General features: G+C 46.0%; 13 protein-coding genes. 6 read left to right on the forward strand and 7 right to left on the reverse strand.

Translation table 11 applies throughout. The annotated features are described in order from the left end of the window. Window positions 1–7: 7 nt before the first annotated feature. Both QUA62_RS21980 and QUA62_RS21985 read right to left on the reverse strand, forming a co-directional pair. The gene (locus tag QUA62_RS21980; RefSeq protein ID WP_333406679.1) at window positions 8–334 is read right to left on the reverse strand and encodes a nucleotidyltransferase domain-containing protein; all 327 of its coding nucleotides are present in this window, start codon (window positions 332–334) and stop codon (window positions 8–10) included. 105 nt (window positions 335–439) lie between these two features. After that, the gene (locus QUA62_RS21985; RefSeq protein ID WP_333406681.1) at window positions 440–3,376 is read right to left on the reverse strand and encodes a HEAT repeat domain-containing protein; all 2,937 of its coding nucleotides are present in this window, start codon (window positions 3,374–3,376) and stop codon (window positions 440–442) included. Window positions 3,377–4,016: 640 nt separating this feature from the next. Between QUA62_RS21985 and trpC the strand changes: the two genes are divergently transcribed. The 3 genes from trpC (at window position 4,017) to QUA62_RS22000 (ending at window position 6,749) form a co-directional block, all read left to right on the forward strand. Beyond that, complete coding sequence (gene trpC, locus QUA62_RS21990) at window positions 4,017–4,916, forward strand: indole-3-glycerol phosphate synthase TrpC (protein WP_333406683.1); 900 nt, start codon at window positions 4,017–4,019, stop codon at window positions 4,914–4,916. A 351-nt stretch (window positions 4,917–5,267) separates the two neighbouring features. Next, the gene (locus QUA62_RS21995) at window positions 5,268–5,513 is read left to right on the forward strand and encodes a DUF5340 domain-containing protein (protein WP_006632049.1); all 246 of its coding nucleotides are present in this window, start codon (window positions 5,268–5,270) and stop codon (window positions 5,511–5,513) included. A 78-nt stretch (window positions 5,514–5,591) separates the two neighbouring features. Then, window positions 5,592–6,749, forward strand: coding sequence for an alanine--glyoxylate aminotransferase family protein (locus QUA62_RS22000; protein WP_333218297.1), 1,158 nt, complete (start codon window positions 5,592–5,594; stop codon window positions 6,747–6,749). A gap of 59 nt (window positions 6,750–6,808) precedes the next feature. On the opposite strand, the gene QUA62_RS22005 is transcribed toward QUA62_RS22000, so the two are convergent. The 4 genes from QUA62_RS22005 to nblR all read right to left on the reverse strand — a co-directional run bounded on the left by QUA62_RS22005 (window position 6,809) and on the right by nblR (window position 9,168). After that, a complete protein-coding gene (locus QUA62_RS22005) occupies window positions 6,809–7,024 on the reverse strand; it encodes a DUF2949 domain-containing protein (RefSeq protein WP_190662748.1) in 216 nt (71 codons plus the stop codon). A 195-nt stretch (window positions 7,025–7,219) separates the two neighbouring features. After that, window positions 7,220–7,351 (reverse strand): hypothetical protein, encoded by a 132-nt coding sequence (locus tag QUA62_RS22010; protein ID WP_333060593.1) that lies wholly within the window; start codon window positions 7,349–7,351, stop codon window positions 7,220–7,222. Window positions 7,352–7,844: 493 nt separating this feature from the next. Then, window positions 7,845–8,360, reverse strand: coding sequence for a DUF192 domain-containing protein (locus QUA62_RS22015; RefSeq protein WP_333406686.1), 516 nt, complete (start codon window positions 8,358–8,360; stop codon window positions 7,845–7,847). Window positions 8,361–8,472: 112 nt separating this feature from the next. Further along, window positions 8,473–9,168, reverse strand: a complete 696-nt coding sequence (gene nblR, locus QUA62_RS22020) for a response regulator transcription factor NblR (protein WP_006632044.1) — start codon at window positions 9,166–9,168, stop codon at window positions 8,473–8,475. Window positions 9,169–9,411: 243 nt separating this feature from the next. Here nblR and rbsK point away from each other — a divergent pair, with 243 nt between their 5' ends. Beyond that, on the forward strand, window positions 9,412–10,332 hold the full coding sequence (rbsK, locus tag QUA62_RS22025; protein WP_333406688.1) for a ribokinase: 921 nt from the start codon (window positions 9,412–9,414) through the stop codon (window positions 10,330–10,332). A gap of 45 nt (window positions 10,333–10,377) precedes the next feature. Here rbsK and QUA62_RS22030 read toward each other — a convergent pair whose 3' ends face one another. Continuing rightward, complete coding sequence (locus tag QUA62_RS22030) at window positions 10,378–10,692, reverse strand: TRADD-N-associated membrane domain-containing protein (RefSeq protein WP_333406690.1); 315 nt, start codon at window positions 10,690–10,692, stop codon at window positions 10,378–10,380. A gap of 149 nt (window positions 10,693–10,841) precedes the next feature. On the opposite strand from QUA62_RS22030, the gene QUA62_RS22035 reads away from it, so the two are divergent. Together QUA62_RS22035 and QUA62_RS22040 are read left to right on the forward strand one after the other, a co-directional pair. Beyond that, the gene (locus QUA62_RS22035) at window positions 10,842–11,930 is read left to right on the forward strand and encodes an ATP-binding protein (RefSeq protein WP_333406692.1); all 1,089 of its coding nucleotides are present in this window, start codon (window positions 10,842–10,844) and stop codon (window positions 11,928–11,930) included. Between the two features lie 116 nt (window positions 11,931–12,046). Then, window positions 12,047–14,527 carry an AAA family ATPase gene (locus QUA62_RS22040; protein ID WP_333406693.1) on the forward strand — a complete coding sequence of 827 codons (2,481 nt, stop codon included), beginning with the start codon at window positions 12,047–12,049 and terminating at the stop codon, window positions 14,525–14,527. Window positions 14,528–15,004 lie beyond the last annotated feature (477 nt).

The raw sequence follows: 15,004 nt of genomic DNA on the forward strand, positions 1-15,004 counted from the left end.
GCCGATGTCATATTAAAATTCCCTCTTTACGGATATTTCTGAGCAAAGGGCCTTGATAATTAGTAAATTTTTCTTCATTCATAAACTGGCAGCTAATCACTTCATCATTTTGTAGGGACAAATCGGCTACAATCTGAAGAGTTCTATCAATTTCTTCGCCTGCTTGAACTGGCGCTTTCAGAACTACTAAAACATCTATATCTGAGTCGGGATGTGCATCGCCTCGCGCTTGGGAACCGTAGAGTACCATTTGGGTGAGGCGATCGCCGTAAAGTTGCTCGAAGTGCGATCGTAATTGCGTCAGTATGTTCTTAAGCTTATCGTTAACGATCATATTTGTAGTAAATAATTGGAGGGCGATCGGACATTTACTATGTTAATATAATTTCACTAAATTGAGACATTACATCAATGCAGTCAACAATAATTAATTAGTTGCTTAACTGTGCCAAGCTTCATAATAGTCTGGGAAAGGCATAGTTTGAGTGCATTGCGAAAGAACCTCGTAACACTTATGATAAATATCGAAATCTTCCTGGGTATATATCTGATTTTGCAGAGGATGTTTTAAATTTGAGACGGCAGATGACAGCGGATATTTTTTAAGTATTTTTCCCAAACTATAAGCTGTGTAAGTAGGAATATCTGGAGCGTTGTAAATTATGTCTATTAATACCTTGATTACTTCTTCCTGCCTTACGTTAGTATTACCTAGGTATTGAATGGCAAAATTACTAATTACAAAATTGCTGTGGCGACTCAACTCAATCAGTAGCGCAACTGCTTGCTTATCATTAGTACCAAATTCACCTAAAAGCCTGACCGCATCCCGAAAAATACCCTCATTAGGACTATTGTGAATTATATCAATAAGTGGCTGAATTGCTTTAGGAGATTTATAGCAAATATGCTCGAATGTTTCTTCTGCCCATCTACGTTTTAATTCGTCTTTACTCGATTCTTTTTCGTCAAGCAGCCAGTGGAGTAATTGCCAAACAACATCAAATATGGTGGGTTGAATCATTCTGCAAGCTTGAGGATGATCGGGGGCAATATTTGTCAAGCTCAAACCCGCTTCACTAGGAATAAACTCATCAGCACTTTTTTCTATCAGAGCGACTAACCTCGCGATCGCTTGCTCATTACCGGGAGAGATTTTCCCCAAGCACTCAGCCGCTTTTACACAAGTGTACTCATGCTGACTGTTTTGCATGATATTATTCAGCTCATCTATCAATTGCTGATTGTTCTGACCAATGAATTCTAAGCTATTAAATGCTTTATCAATGATATAGCTCCCTTGGCCAAAAGGATAGATATCGAAAGTTGTACGAATTAAGTTAATAAGTGCATCGATAGCTTGTTGGTTGCCCGTTCCAATTTTTCCCAAACTGAGAGCCATATCTGCCAAGGAACCATTGCTAGGAGCGTTGGTACTGTTAAGCATCAGGTTAATTAAAGCAGGGATGGTTCGGCTGCGATCGCTCTCTTGGAATGCTGCCCTCGCTGCTTCTGAACTTGGACAACTCTCTCCAACCCACATCTGGATCTCTAAATTGAAATAACCAAATGCCCATCTCATCAATTGCGAAAGGATTGCATCAGCACAGCTACATTCCTTAAACTCAGCAATACCTATCGCTGCTAAACAATACGCTCGGTATTCATAAAAACCTTTGCGATCTAAAATACAATCCCGACATCCATCTTGAAATTCAACCAAAGCCTTAATAAACGCTTCCTTATTCTCTGTTCGTACATCCTCGCGCCCCAGCCACAATAAAATAACCTCTTTCCACTGGCGCTCAAAAATTCGGTAACTTGCTTTAGAGTCTTTGGGGTTGTCAGGAATGTGATTTAGGAAAAAGTTCCAATCCTCAATTGTACACGCCGCGAAATATTCCTGAAACGTGGGATGCCAGAAAGCATAAACGGGTTCTTCAGGTTCATCTGCATCCATTCCCACTTGATTCAGCCAACCCAAATCCAGAGCCAATTGCAGCAGAGAATCATTATCCTTTGGCTTGCCCAAAAGCTGACAAACAAATTTATGTCGCAAGCGAAACCGAGTAGGTTCTTTATCAATCGCTTCTCTCGCCAACTCTCCCAGCTTAGCATTCAGCCGCTCTTGATTATTAGAGTCCAGGCGGAAATACTCTGATTTCCAATCAAAGATTTTCTCGACAAATTTTTGATATAATTTCGCTTTTGTATCAGGCAAATCGCCGTCTCGCCCTTGCCAAATTGCACACAACAGCGTCAACCTTAAAGGATTTCTGGCTAAATCCTTAATCCGTTCCTTTCCTGGTTGATGAATTGCTTGCCACAAGCGATCGCCCAATGCGTTATCTTTACTAAACCACTTCTCGATAAACTGCTGTACCTGGGGAAATGTGAACGGTTGAGTAATATAAAATTCAAAGCCATCCAAAATGCGGGGGTTAGCCTGCCAAACATTCAACCGACAACTTGTTACTATCCGCACATGAGTCAGCAAACCTCTTGCAGATAAGGTTTCCTGCATCTCTGCTGCCATTTCATCTAGCCCATCTAACAGCAACCACACCTGCCGCTGTTCCAACTGACTTCTCCAAGTTGCCTGCAACTTTTCAGTGACGGTTCCCTCTGCATCTCGCAGCCAATCATTAAATATGTAATCAATTAGATTCGTCGCTAAACGTCCTAGAGAAACCCAAATCACCAAATCATCTGTATTATCTAACAGCCAGAAAGCGATTTTCTGTAAAAGCGTGGTTTTGCCTCCTCCTGGTTCACCAATGATGGCAATTCGATCGTTTTTCTTAGTGCTGAGGAGTGTTGTGAGAAATTGGTTGTATTCAAATCTTTCGGTTTTGCTGTACCCCGTTGATTCATACAACAGCGAACCCTGTTCAGGTGATGAGTCGCCTCCAACCTTTTGGATTTGCTCCTGCTGCACTAAGGTCAAATCTACATAGATATTTTCCTCAATCAGATCGCGTTTCCTCTGACCACGCATTAGCTTATTGCTGCTTAGCCACTTCTGTTCTAGCAGCATCCGGCGACAAACCTCCTGCCACTTGTCGGGAGTGTGCTCAACAGCGAAATCTTGAGCGACAACAGTGCGATCGACAATCTCTTCCCAAGATACCCCTAAAACTCTACAGAAAGCCTTGAAAACTTCAGTGTTAACGGTTGCTGTTCCGTACAGAAAACGTTTCCAATTTCCTTCGGAGCAACCGTCAGCATAAGGGCCTCCTTCTTGCCAAATTTTCTTTGGTTCCAAAACTTTACTAGCTTCCACAAGGCATCTGGGGTCATCTACTGTCCACCCCTTTTCATTCCTTGCCTGCTTAATTTTTGCTATTCCCTGCTGAGAAGCCTTGAGCTGGGCCACGATTACACCTCAATTAAGCAATTGTCAAGATCGATTTTAGATCGAAATATGCACGATCGGAAGCCGATCTAGTGAAAGCATGACAAATCAATCATTGTAGAAATGTAGGAAGCGAGGTTGGCCAACTAACTTTTCCTCAATCCAAACCACTACTTGACACAGAAAAAAGATGGCTAATTCCAAAGGATACAAAGTCTCTGAATATCAACCCGTCGCGGTGCAACTTAGTCTTCCTTGGGGCGAGGAAAAAAATTACTATGATTCTCCCCCATCGCGAACTAAGATCCGGAGTCAACGCAGAAGGGAAGTTAAAAAACAAGACTCCCAGAAAGTTGTCATTGTTCTGAACAAAAAGTCTCACTAACCATCGCATCTTGTAGAGACGCGATCGCTCGTGTCTCTACAAATGCAATTTGGGAATTTTCACATAACAATCGGTGCGACAGGTTTCCACCTGTCGCTACACAATTAAAGTCCGCGCAACGCCAGACTTGTGCAATTTAACCCGCGCAGGCGGGTTTTGCCTTTGTAAGGGCGATTTCAATCGCTGCATCTGCGATCGCTGCGACTTCAATCCTTACTCGCCAATTGCAAAAAGCCCGATCGCCCCTACAATAATCCTTAGTATCAACCAGTAACAATGCTTCAAATCCGCCGTCGTCCCCCCAGCACATCCGTCTCCGTCCTCTACCTCAGCTACCAAATCGCCGTACCCGACGCCGAACCCCAGCACATCCTCGAAGAAATCGTCTGGGAAAAAGAAGCTGAAGTCGCCCAAAAACGCGATCGCACCCCGTTAGCCGATCTTCACAAAAAACTCCCCTTCGCACCGCCCATCCGCGACTTTCTTGCCGCCCTCAAAAACGGCAAAACCACACCCGCTATCATCGCCGAAGTTAAAAAAGCTTCTCCCAGCAAAGGCGTAATTCGCGAAGATTTCGACCCAGTGGGGATCGCCCTAGCTTACCAACAAAACGGCGCTAGCTGCATCTCCGTACTCACCGATGAAAAGTTCTTTCAAGGCAGCTTCGACAACCTCGCTAAAATCCGTGCCGCCGTCGATTTACCCTTACTTTGCAAAGAGTTTATTATCTATCCCTACCAAATCTATCTCGCCCGGATTCACGGCGCCGATGCTGTATTGTTAATAGCAGCTATTCTATCTGACAAAGACTTACAATACTTTGTAAAAATTGTCAAGACCTTGGGCATGACAGCTTTAATAGAAGTTCACACTCTCGAAGAACTTGATCGAGTATTAACCCTACAAGGCGTCAACCTAATCGGCATCAACAACCGCAACCTAGAAGACTTTTCCGTCAGCCTAGAAACTACGGGTCAACTATTAGCCGATCGACAAACCGAAATCCAAGCAAAAGGCATCCTCATCGTCAGCGAGTCAGGAATCCACACTCCCGACGACTTAAATCAAGTTGCCAGCGCCGGTGCCCAAGCCGTCCTCATCGGCGAATCTCTAGTCAAACAGCCCGATCCGGGTGCAGCTTTAGCCTCGCTTGCCGATCGCCCTCCCAGCCTGTGAAAGGCGAGACCGCTTGACAAACCACCCTTAATTCTGATAAAAAATGATTAAGTAGGTAAATAATGAGAATTTCTAGCCTGCATCGACTCAAGCGCTTGACTGTAAAAAAAAATAGCACTCAAAGCTATATTGCATAGAAATATTTTGCCAGAAAGCAATTAAATCTATTCTGTAAGCCTGTCGATCGCAAAATTTAGCGTGTCCAACGCACCCAGCCCCGAAAATTCGATCGGCAAAGCAGGGGTTGCTGTACGGTTAGAAAACAAATAAAAAATCGGGCATCTAATGTTCACCTGTGATGCCTCATGCAATTGCCATGGGGTGTCGGTTCGCTGAGGTATATTAGCTTTCATGGAGCCAATTCCCCTTCCTTCGTACATTCATTATGAATTGCTACTTCAATTGTTAGAACGCAAAACGATGTTTGCTGTCAGTCCACAATCGCCGCAGCAGCAACAAGTTCACCAACTTATTATTACACTGCGTAAAGCCCTGGCCATTCAAAAGCAATTAGAACAAAGCTGCGAGCGATCGAACTTAGCGGTAGAACACCGCTGGTCTCTCAATGAAATTAACCAGAAGGGAGTTAAAAGTTAAAAAAGTTAGAGTAGCGACGTGACGTATCGTATTTGATTTATTCTATATAACTCCCACAGAAAAACTTAGGACAATATCATGGACAACAAATTAATGCTGATGATTCCCGGCCCGACGCCGGTACCTGAAGCGGCCTTGTTAGCGATGGCAAAACACCCGATGGGCCACCGCAGCAAGGAATTTGACGGGATTTTTGCAGAATGTACCGAAAATTTGAAATGGCTGCACCAAACTAAAAGTGACGTGCTGAGTTTAACCGTTTCCGGTACCGGCGCGATGGAAGCTGGGATAATTAATTTCTTGAGTGCGGGCGATCGAGTTTTAGTCGGTACCAACGGCAAATTTGGCGAACGCTGGGCTGAAGTCGCCGAAGCTTACGGTTTAAACGCCGAGATTATTAAAGCCGAGTGGGGCCAACCTTTAGACCCCGAAAACTTCCGCGAAAAACTCGAAGCAGATACAGAGAAGCAAATCAAAGCTGTCATCATCACGCACTCGGAAACCTCTACCGGCGTCCTCAACGACCTCGAAACCATCAACCGCCACGTTAAAGCCCACGGTGAAGCTTTAATTATGGTCGATGCTGTCACTAGCTTAGGCGCTGTCAATATTCCGATGGACGCTTGGGGAATCGATGTCATTGCTTCGGGTTCTCAGAAAGCTTACATGATTCCTCCCGGTTTAGGTTTTGTGGCCGTCAGTCCCAAAGCTTGGGAAGCTTACAAAACTGCGAAACTGCCCCGCTATTATTTGGATTTGGGTAAATATAGCAAAGACGCTGCCAAAAATACCACTCCTTTTACTCCACCGGTCAATATGTTTTTTGCCCTGCAAGCATCGCTGCAGATGATGAAAACAGAAGGGTTGGAAAATGTTTTCGCAAGGCACAAACGCTTAATGACAACTACTCGGGGTGCTGTCAAAGCTTTAGGTTTGCCGTTGTTTGCCGCTGATGAAGCCGCGAGTCCTGCGATTACTTCGGTTATGCCACCAGAATCCGTAGATGCTCAAAAAGTGCGGACTTTGATGCGAAAGAGATTTGACATTGCTCTCGCCGACGGACAAGACCATTTGAAAGGTAAAATCTTCCGAATCGGCCATTTGGGCTTTGTGTCCGATCGCGATATTCTAGCAGCAATTTCCTCTTTAGAAGTGGTGTTGCGAGAATTGGGTCATGAAGGCTACACTCCTGGTGCCGGCGTTGCCGCTGCTGCGAAGCTTTTGGCTGAATCTTAATCCCAGTTATGAAAGGATTTTGGATTTTTGATTATTTATATCTAAAATCTAAAATCCTTTTAATATGCTTGGGATAACCAATCAAAGATTTTATCCAACTGGTCGAGAGTGACTAAACCGTATTGCCACAGAACCATCGGCAAGGAATTCGGGTCTTTATCGCGCTGCCGCTGTTTGTCACCGCCGACACGTTCGGCGACAGCAATTGACGCGGGAGAAATTGCCAAATCTTCTTGTAAAAATCGAATTAATCGAGTGTATGTAGCGGGTGCCATGTGATTTCACCTCTAAGTATAGGACACCATTTTCTGATGTGAACCTGATGTTTTTGATGAGTAATAAGCCAGTTTTAAATTTGTCTTTTAACCGTCGATAGCTGTTAAAACAGTATTAGCGGTTGAACTGCCAAACGTAATGCTGAGTGCGACTGTAAAGCTAACCTTTCCCAAAAAGTGAAAGGTTTTGCAATTTTACTGATGTCGGCCCGATCGACTTGCGATCGCGATCGAACTTAAACTGAATACCTCGGCATCTTTGCAGCGCGAATCAGAATTTATTCTGCTACCTAAAACTACTAAACCAGGTTCAGAGTTTAACTTCATCTGCCGAAATGCAGAATCCGCAAATCTACTTCGGCAAAATTAGTTAGATATTTCGATCAAACCCGAAACTGCTACCAGAAGTTAAGTTTGCCAATTACCGCCAATTAACTTGGCTCGTAGCATATTACTTTAGATAGGTTTAGTAGATTTACCTCGCTCGCCAGAACTTCCAGAGAATTTCTTTTCGTGTTGCTATACCTTGAGGCTGAGTATCGTCTCTCAGGATTGGTAACGAGTCGCTGACTCGTCTCATACCTGCGACCAACAATCTACAGCTTCCGGAAACAAGCTCAAGTCCTGACTGGCTGAGATCGACATCGTAGCAAATCTTTCGGTGTTTGTACTGAATCTTACATTAATATTCTAATAGATTTAATCAATTTTTGTAAAGTTTCTAAATTTTCTGCGGTATTCCGAAGGTAGGGGGCTCCCTGGGCGAGGGAAAGCGGGGGATTGTGTCTGTCTGCAGGTTTTACGGAAACAGTCCGAAGTTTTACTGAAAAAACTCGATTGCAAGACGATCGCCCACTTTGACACCGAGTTCAGCAGCCCGCCCGCCCCGGAGTTCAATAACTCGATCGACAACAGTATCGGGCCCGTAGGTAGGACAAGGCTCGGCAGTACAAGGAGGTGCAGAAACTTCGATCGCCTCAACCACCCCATCCCGGACAAAAATCATATCCAAAGAAATCTTGCAATTTTTCATCCAAAAATTGACCTGCCGCGCCGCTTTAAACTCAAACAGCATTCCTCTGTCATCCGGCAAAGAAGTTCTGTACATTAAACCCATAGCCTGCTGTTCCACTGTTTTCGCCACTTCGAGTTCGATTGGGCGATCGCCTATCCGAGCTCTAGCAGAAACAGGCAGCACTTGACCCGATGTTGTCGCCGTCGGAGACCGATCCGCCACAATACCAGTAGCACCAGCATTCGCGACAGGTAAAGTCGGCGAACATCCCAGCAAAAATATACTTACTCCAATACCGAGCAAATTAGTTAAATAACTCATAATGATTTTAGATTTTAGAGTTTAGATTTTAGATTGGTAATTGACAATTGGACATTGGAACTAGCCAACAGTCAACAGTCAACAGTTAACAGTCAACAGTCAACTGACTGCTTCAAGCTTCCCGCATCACATAGCCAACACCGCGCACCGTCTGAATCAAGCGCTTTTCGCCCTCATCTTCAATCTTGAGCCGCAGATAGCGGATGTAAACCTCAATTACATTCGACTCGCCCAAAAAGTCGTAACCCCAAACATTTTCGAGAATTTGTTCCCGAGTCAAAACCTCGCGGGGATGTTCCATCAAATACTTTAGCAGCTCAAATTCCTTCATCGTCAGGTCGATCGCCCGTCCATTGCGTAGAGCCCGCCTAGAGGCCAAATCCAAAACTAAATCGCCAAACCTCAATTGTTCGTTGCTGCTGTTATCCGGCTGCAAATACAAGCGCACCAACTGCAAAAACTCCTCAGTGCGGTAAGGTTTGAGAAAATAATCATCCGCGCCAGCTTCCAGACAAGCTACGCGATCGTCAACTGTATCACGACCGACGAGTAGCAGCACCGGCACCCGATTGCCAATACTTCTGAGGTAAGAACACAGTGACAGCCCCGACTCAGCGCCAAGTATCCGGTCAATTACAATCAAAGCAGGCTGCAATTCATGAGCTAAATTTTGGCCGGTGGCGGTGTTAGAAGCTACTACGGGTTCATAGCCGGAGGATTTTAAGTCTAGACTCAAGTGTCCGGCGAGAACTTCGTCTGTTTCAACTAGCAGGACACAGGGATTGCGATCGAGAGTAATTGCTGCCATTGAATTGACCTGTGAAGACCATAACTGTTCTAGCACGTCTTAAGGAAGAGAGGGAGAGGGGGAGAGAGGGAGAGGGGGAAAGTGGGAGAATGGGAGAATTACCAATTACCAATTAAGCTATTTGGCATTTAAATTGAAGCTTGCTCGCGCCGGGCTATCCTGCCCGCCCCACCAGAGTTTAAGTAAAAAGTAGCTTACAAATTAAATGCGCTACAGCTTACCAATTACCAAATTGAATAATTTATGACCCTCATCGTATTCGGCAGTATCAACATCGACCTAGCAGCAAAAACTCCCCGGTTGCCGCAGCCAGGGGAAACAATCATCGGTAGCAATTTTTTCACAGCCGGCGGCGGCAAAGGAGCAAATCAAGCCGTCGCGGCCGCCCGTCTCGGCACTTCTACCCACATCATCGGTCGCGTCGGCAACGATAAATTTGCTGAAGAATTATTGACAAGTTTACAATCTTATGGTGTAAATACAGACAATGTATTAATAGACCAAAACACTCATTCAGGAGTGGCAATTATCGCTGTAGACGAGACAGGTCAAAATAATATTATTGTGATTCCGGGCGCGAACAATAATGTCGGTGAAGCAGATATAGAACGTCTCCAAAAACTGTTAACAGCAGCTACATCCTTGCTGTTACAGTTAGAAATTCCCCTGGAAATTGTCCAAAAAGCTGCGAAAGCTGCTCGTCAAGCGGGGGTGCGAGTTATTCTCGATCCAGCACCGGCTAGGGCGGATTTGCCGATCGAACTTTATCCGCTCATTGACATTATCACGCCGAATGAAGTGGAAGCGGGCCAGTTAGTCGGTTTTCGGGTGAATGACACGGAAACAGCGATTGTAGCTGCCAAACACTTGCAGGAGCGCGGGGTCAAGAATGTTATTGTCAAATTGGGCGATCGTGGGGCTGTTGCTGTTACTGCGGATGAAACGTTTTTTGTACCGGCTTTTGCTGTGGAGGCGATCGACACTGTAGCTGCTGGCGATGCTTTTAACGGCGGGTTGGCCTCCGCCTTAGATGCCGGTCTGTCCTTGTCAGAGGCGGTGCGGTGGGGCGCAGCAGCGGGTGCTCTGTGCACAACTAAAGTGGGTGCTCAAGGTGCTATGTGCGATCGGGCAACTTTTGATAAATTTTTGCAGAATTTAATTTGAATTTGTAAGGTGCGCCGCAGAGCACCCTACTTTAACTATGTTTATTTAATCGTCGTCTTTGAACTCTTTGGCTAAGCGATCGAGTCGAGCGTTATTTTCTTTCGCAAACATGACCAGCAAGCTAACAATATTTGTTGTTAAGCCGCTAGTGGCGGTAATTGTTCCTTCTGGAACTTTGCCAAAAAACAACAATCCGATGCCTAAAATATTGACAAAAGTGCTGACAATGATGAATCCAAGAGTTGCGTGAGAACTCAAACGCGCTTGTTGACGCCAACTGTCTTCAATAATCTTGCGATCGAGCTTGGCAGAATCATCGGAGGATGGTGCTTGCTTGGGATGTAATTTATTGTCCGACATTTCTCTAAATTGAACTCTACAATCCTATTAAAAATCAAGCAAGGTTGAGTTCAGAGTCGATCGAGAAGGTTGAGCGAGTTGACTTGTTGGTTGACTTGTAGTTGAGATTAAATCTATAATTCTGATGAGTAATTTTCTGTAGAGGCATCATGGGGCGATCGCTCAAAGTTTCTCCAGGGTGTATCGAACAAGTCAAATCGGCTTTAGCACGCAACGGCTTTCCGAGTCAGAAGGCTGTGGCTGAAGAATTGGACATTGGGCTATCCACAGTCAAGAAATTTCTGACGGGACAACCTGTTGATTACTCATATTTTCTGGAAATTAGCGAGAGATTGGGGTATGAGTGGAGAAATATCGCGCATCAAGACGAAACTATCCCTACGCCTATCTTCGAGGAAACCTCAGCTTTCATCACTGGTACTCCCATCACCCATCCGCGCTACTTTTTCGGGCGGAATAAGGAACTCAAACGCCTATTCGACTTACTGAAACGCCGTCCCCTGCAAAATGCTGCGATTATCGGCAAGCGACGAAGTGGCAAGACTTCTTTGCTGCAATACTTGAAAAATATTACCACCACCCCAACAGAACAGTTGCGTCCCGGTCAAAAATCTGACTGGTTGCCCTCTCCAGAAAACTATCGTTGGATTTTCGTAGATTTTCAAGATGCGCGACGGCAGAGTCGGGAAGGGCTGCTGCGCTACATTTTAGAATCCCTAAAAATGTCAGTTCCCAGCCCTTGCGACTTAGATAGATTTATGGATGTGGTTAGCAGTAATTTACGTCAGCCTACAGTCATCCTATTAGATGAAATTGGCGCAGGATTGCAACGCTGTCCCGAATTAGATGATGGGTTTTGGGAGAGTTTGCGCTCTTTGGCGACTAACCAAACCAATGGGAATTTAGGGTTTGTCTTGGCAACTCCTGAATCGCCGATCGAATTAGCGCGCAGTACGGGACATAGTTCGCCTTTTTTCAATATCTTTGGATATACCACAACTCTGGGTGCTTTGACTGAAGCTGAAGCGCGGGAGTTGATAGCCAGTTCGCCCATGCCTTTTCCGGCTGAGGATGTCGAGTGGATTTTGACTCAAAGTAAATGCTGGCCTCTGCTGCTGCAAATTCTTTGTCGAGAACGATTATTTAGTCTGGAACATGGGGAAATGGGGGATGATTGGCATGAAGAAGGGTTACAACAGATGCAGCCCTTCACTCATTTATTTGAGAAACTTGTCTAGCGATCGTTATATTTATGAAACTACTCAAAATTAAGTACGTAAAGCAATTTGATCGCAAGCCCTCGCATTTATCTGTGGGTTCAATCTAAAATCTAAAATCTAAAATCTAAAATCGGATGATCTCGCCAAATGTACCGCGCAACGCCTACACCGATTCACCAGAACAGCATCCCAACCTAATTCTGGGTAGCCTGCAACTGCTGTTCTGGATTTTCTTTCATCCCTCGGCTTGGCAAAATCATCTCAAGCGTATTGACCCTGCTTTAGACACCCAATCTAACAGGAACAGAGGTTTAAGATGGCAAAATCCAGCTTTGTGGAAGCTACTAATACAAGCATTCCTGGTTTTGCCTGTCCTAGCTAATTCAATTGTTGTTGCCTTAGTGCTTTGGCTACTAGGTGCGCCAGTAGAAAAGATTGCGTCAGGCATGGGGCGTGGCGTGGCGTCGGGCATGGCGTCGGGCATGGCGTTGGGCGTGGCGTGGGGCGTGGCGTTGGGCGTGGCGTTGGGCGTGGCGTGGGGCGTGGCGTCGGGCGTGGCGTCGGGCGTGGCGTTCGGCGTGACGTCGGGCGTGGTGTGGGGCGTGACGTCGGGCGTGGCGTCGGGCGTGGCGTTTAGAGTGGCGTCGGGCGTGGTGTGGGGCGCGGCGTTGGGTGTGGCGTCGGGCGTGGCGTTGGGCGTGGCGTTTAGAGTGGCGTTGAGCGTGGCGTTGGGCGTGGCGTCGCGCCCCACGTCGGGCGTGGTGTCGCCCGTGGCGTCGCGCCCCACGTCGGGCGTGGTGTCGCCCGTGGCGTTGAGCGTGGCGTTGGGCGTGGCGTTGGGCCTAGCGTTGGTCATGGCGTTGCGCGTGGCGTCGGGCCTGCCGTCGGGCGTGGTGTCGCCCGTGGCGTCGAGCCTCGGAATAAGTATCAACTTATGGCTGCCAGTGTTACTGTATCCTTTCCTCACGGGATGGAATATTCTGCTCTACCTACTCGACAAAGGACGCACAGCTACTAAACTTAGTTTCTTACGTTGGCATTCCGCTTTTTGGGATGAGTGGCAGCCCCTTCCCCTACAAGGCTTAGACAAGCACGTTCTCTTAGTAATAGAGCGTAATCCAGAAGAGGGCAAAGCTGCACTCACCTATGTAAGTACAAGCCTCCAGCGTTGGGCAGCACAAGCGGTACAAATTGAACTAGATGCAAGGGAGTTAGAAAACTGTACAGATGTAAGAGCCATCAGTAACGCTCACCGCAGTATACCAATTAGCGAATTAAACAGTCCAGTCAGCGCCCTACTCAGTAGCTTCAGTTATATCAGCCAAGACGTAGATGCAGCCCTCAACCAGAAAAGTCCTTACAACCAGCGTTTAGCCCTCTGTGCGGTAGCAGAAAAATTAAACAATTTAATACGAGAATTAACCCGCAGCAGCGATAAATATTCTGTTCGTTTTCGCCCTATTGCTACCTATTGGTCTGAAATTGTCACCAACCAGATACGAGAACTAGCAGAAGCTGTCGAACTACGCCAAGAAATCGACAACCCTTATATCACCGGCGTACCCCTTACAGAACAGCAGGAAATCTTCACCGGGCGTACTGATATCGGCACGCGCATCGAGCAATTACTCCTAGACCGCCGCCGCCCTCCCTTGCTACTTTACGGTCAGCGACGCATGGGCAAAACTTCCCTCCTCAACAACCTGGGACGCTTGCTACCCAGCACTATCATTCCCATGTTTGTAGACTTCCAAGGCCCAGTTTCATCAACGACTGATTATGCTGGTTTTCTCTACAATATCGCCCGGGATATGGCAAAGTCAGCCCAGCGCCAAAGTGCGTTAACTCTTCCATCTCTTGACCGCGAAACACTGCAAGATGATCCTTTCACCCGCTTTGATGAATGGCTGGACGAAGTAGAACAAGTGCTACAACAAAATATTGCCCTGCTTGCCTTAGATGAATTCGAGGCGCTAGATGATGCCATCAGAAAAGGACGTTTCGACGAGCAAGATGTTCTGGGAATGTTGCGTCACCTGATTCAACATCGTCCCCGCTTCAAAGTCCTGCTAGCTGGTTCCCATACAATAGAAGAATTTCAGCGTTGGGCTAGCTATTTAATCAATGTCCAAGTCGTTCATATCAGCTACCTGAAACAAGCCGAAGCGCGTCAACTAATTGAGCAACCAGTCAAAGATTTTACCCTGCGTTACGAACCCAATGGGGTTGAGCGAGTCTTGCAACTCACCCGCTGTCACCCTTTCCTAATACAACTCCTCTGTACTGAAATTATCGCTCTAAAAAACGAGCAAGATCCATCTATCCGCCGACTCGCAACTTTAGCCGATGTAGAAGCAGCAATACCAGAGGCTTTAAGTGTTGGCAGTTTCTTTTTTGCCGATATTCAAAGCAATCAAGCAGATGCAGCAGCATTAGCTATTTTGCAGTTTTTGGCAGCACAAGGAGAAGGGGCAATAGTCAGCAGATTAACTATTTTGCAACACTTTCCCGATAAATCTGATGCTCTCAATTTACTTCTGCAACGCGAATTGATTGAGGAAGTTAGTGAGGGCTACCGTTTCCAAGTTGAATTAATTCGCCGCTGGTTTGCATAATCTCTGTCTGTCATGTAGCCTACGGCGAGAGTAAGAAGATATTGCCTGTAGGGACACAACAGTGTTCATTGGTGTCAACTTAACGTTAAACCGATAGTCCGATAGTCCGACAGGGGTTGAAACCCCTGCCTCAAAGCTAAAGTCCTCTCAAGAGGACTGAGAATAAAAATTTTTAAACTCATTATATCATGTCCGATCGATTAACCATAATATCCCGGCCGGGGCGGGTTTTTGAGATGGTCAATTATTGGCAGGTATTGTTGGTGAACCCGCCCCTACAACAATCGCAGTCGCTCGACCGGACATGATATGAGAATAAAAATTTTTAAACTCATTAGTCCTCTTCAGAGGACTTTAGCTATTAGACAGGGAATTCATTCCCTGGCGGACTGGCGGACTACCGGGTGGGCCGGCTGACAGCTTAAGTTGACACCTATGAACACTGTTGTGTCCTTGATAACTTTAACTACTTTAGCT

The sequence above is a fragment of the Microcoleus sp. MON1_C1 genome (assembly GCF_036701945.1).
Lineage (GTDB): Bacteria > Cyanobacteriota > Cyanobacteriia > Cyanobacteriales > Microcoleaceae > Microcoleus.

Coding starts and splice junctions, on each gene's coding strand:
- QUA62_RS21980 (WP_333406679.1), bottom strand. CDS start 334: ATGATCGTTAACGATAAGCTTAAGAACATACTGACGCAATTACGATCG.
- trpC (WP_333406683.1), top strand. CDS start 4,017: ATGCTTCAAATCCGCCGTCGTCCCCCCAGCACATCCGTCTCCGTCCTC.
- QUA62_RS21995 (WP_006632049.1), top strand. CDS start 5,268: ATGGAGCCAATTCCCCTTCCTTCGTACATTCATTATGAATTGCTACTT.
- QUA62_RS22000 (WP_333218297.1), top strand. CDS start 5,592: ATGGACAACAAATTAATGCTGATGATTCCCGGCCCGACGCCGGTACCT.
- QUA62_RS22005 (WP_190662748.1), bottom strand. CDS start 7,024: ATGGCACCCGCTACATACACTCGATTAATTCGATTTTTACAAGAAGAT.
- QUA62_RS22010 (WP_333060593.1), bottom strand. CDS start 7,351: ATGAAGTTAAACTCTGAACCTGGTTTAGTAGTTTTAGGTAGCAGAATA.
- QUA62_RS22015 (WP_333406686.1), bottom strand. CDS start 8,360: ATGAGTTATTTAACTAATTTGCTCGGTATTGGAGTAAGTATATTTTTG.
- nblR (WP_006632044.1), bottom strand. CDS start 9,168: ATGGCAGCAATTACTCTCGATCGCAATCCCTGTGTCCTGCTAGTTGAA.
- rbsK (WP_333406688.1), top strand. CDS start 9,412: ATGACCCTCATCGTATTCGGCAGTATCAACATCGACCTAGCAGCAAAA.
- QUA62_RS22030 (WP_333406690.1), bottom strand. CDS start 10,692: ATGTCGGACAATAAATTACATCCCAAGCAAGCACCATCCTCCGATGAT.
- QUA62_RS22035 (WP_333406692.1), top strand. CDS start 10,842: ATGGGGCGATCGCTCAAAGTTTCTCCAGGGTGTATCGAACAAGTCAAA.
- QUA62_RS22040 (WP_333406693.1), top strand. CDS start 12,047: ATGATCTCGCCAAATGTACCGCGCAACGCCTACACCGATTCACCAGAA.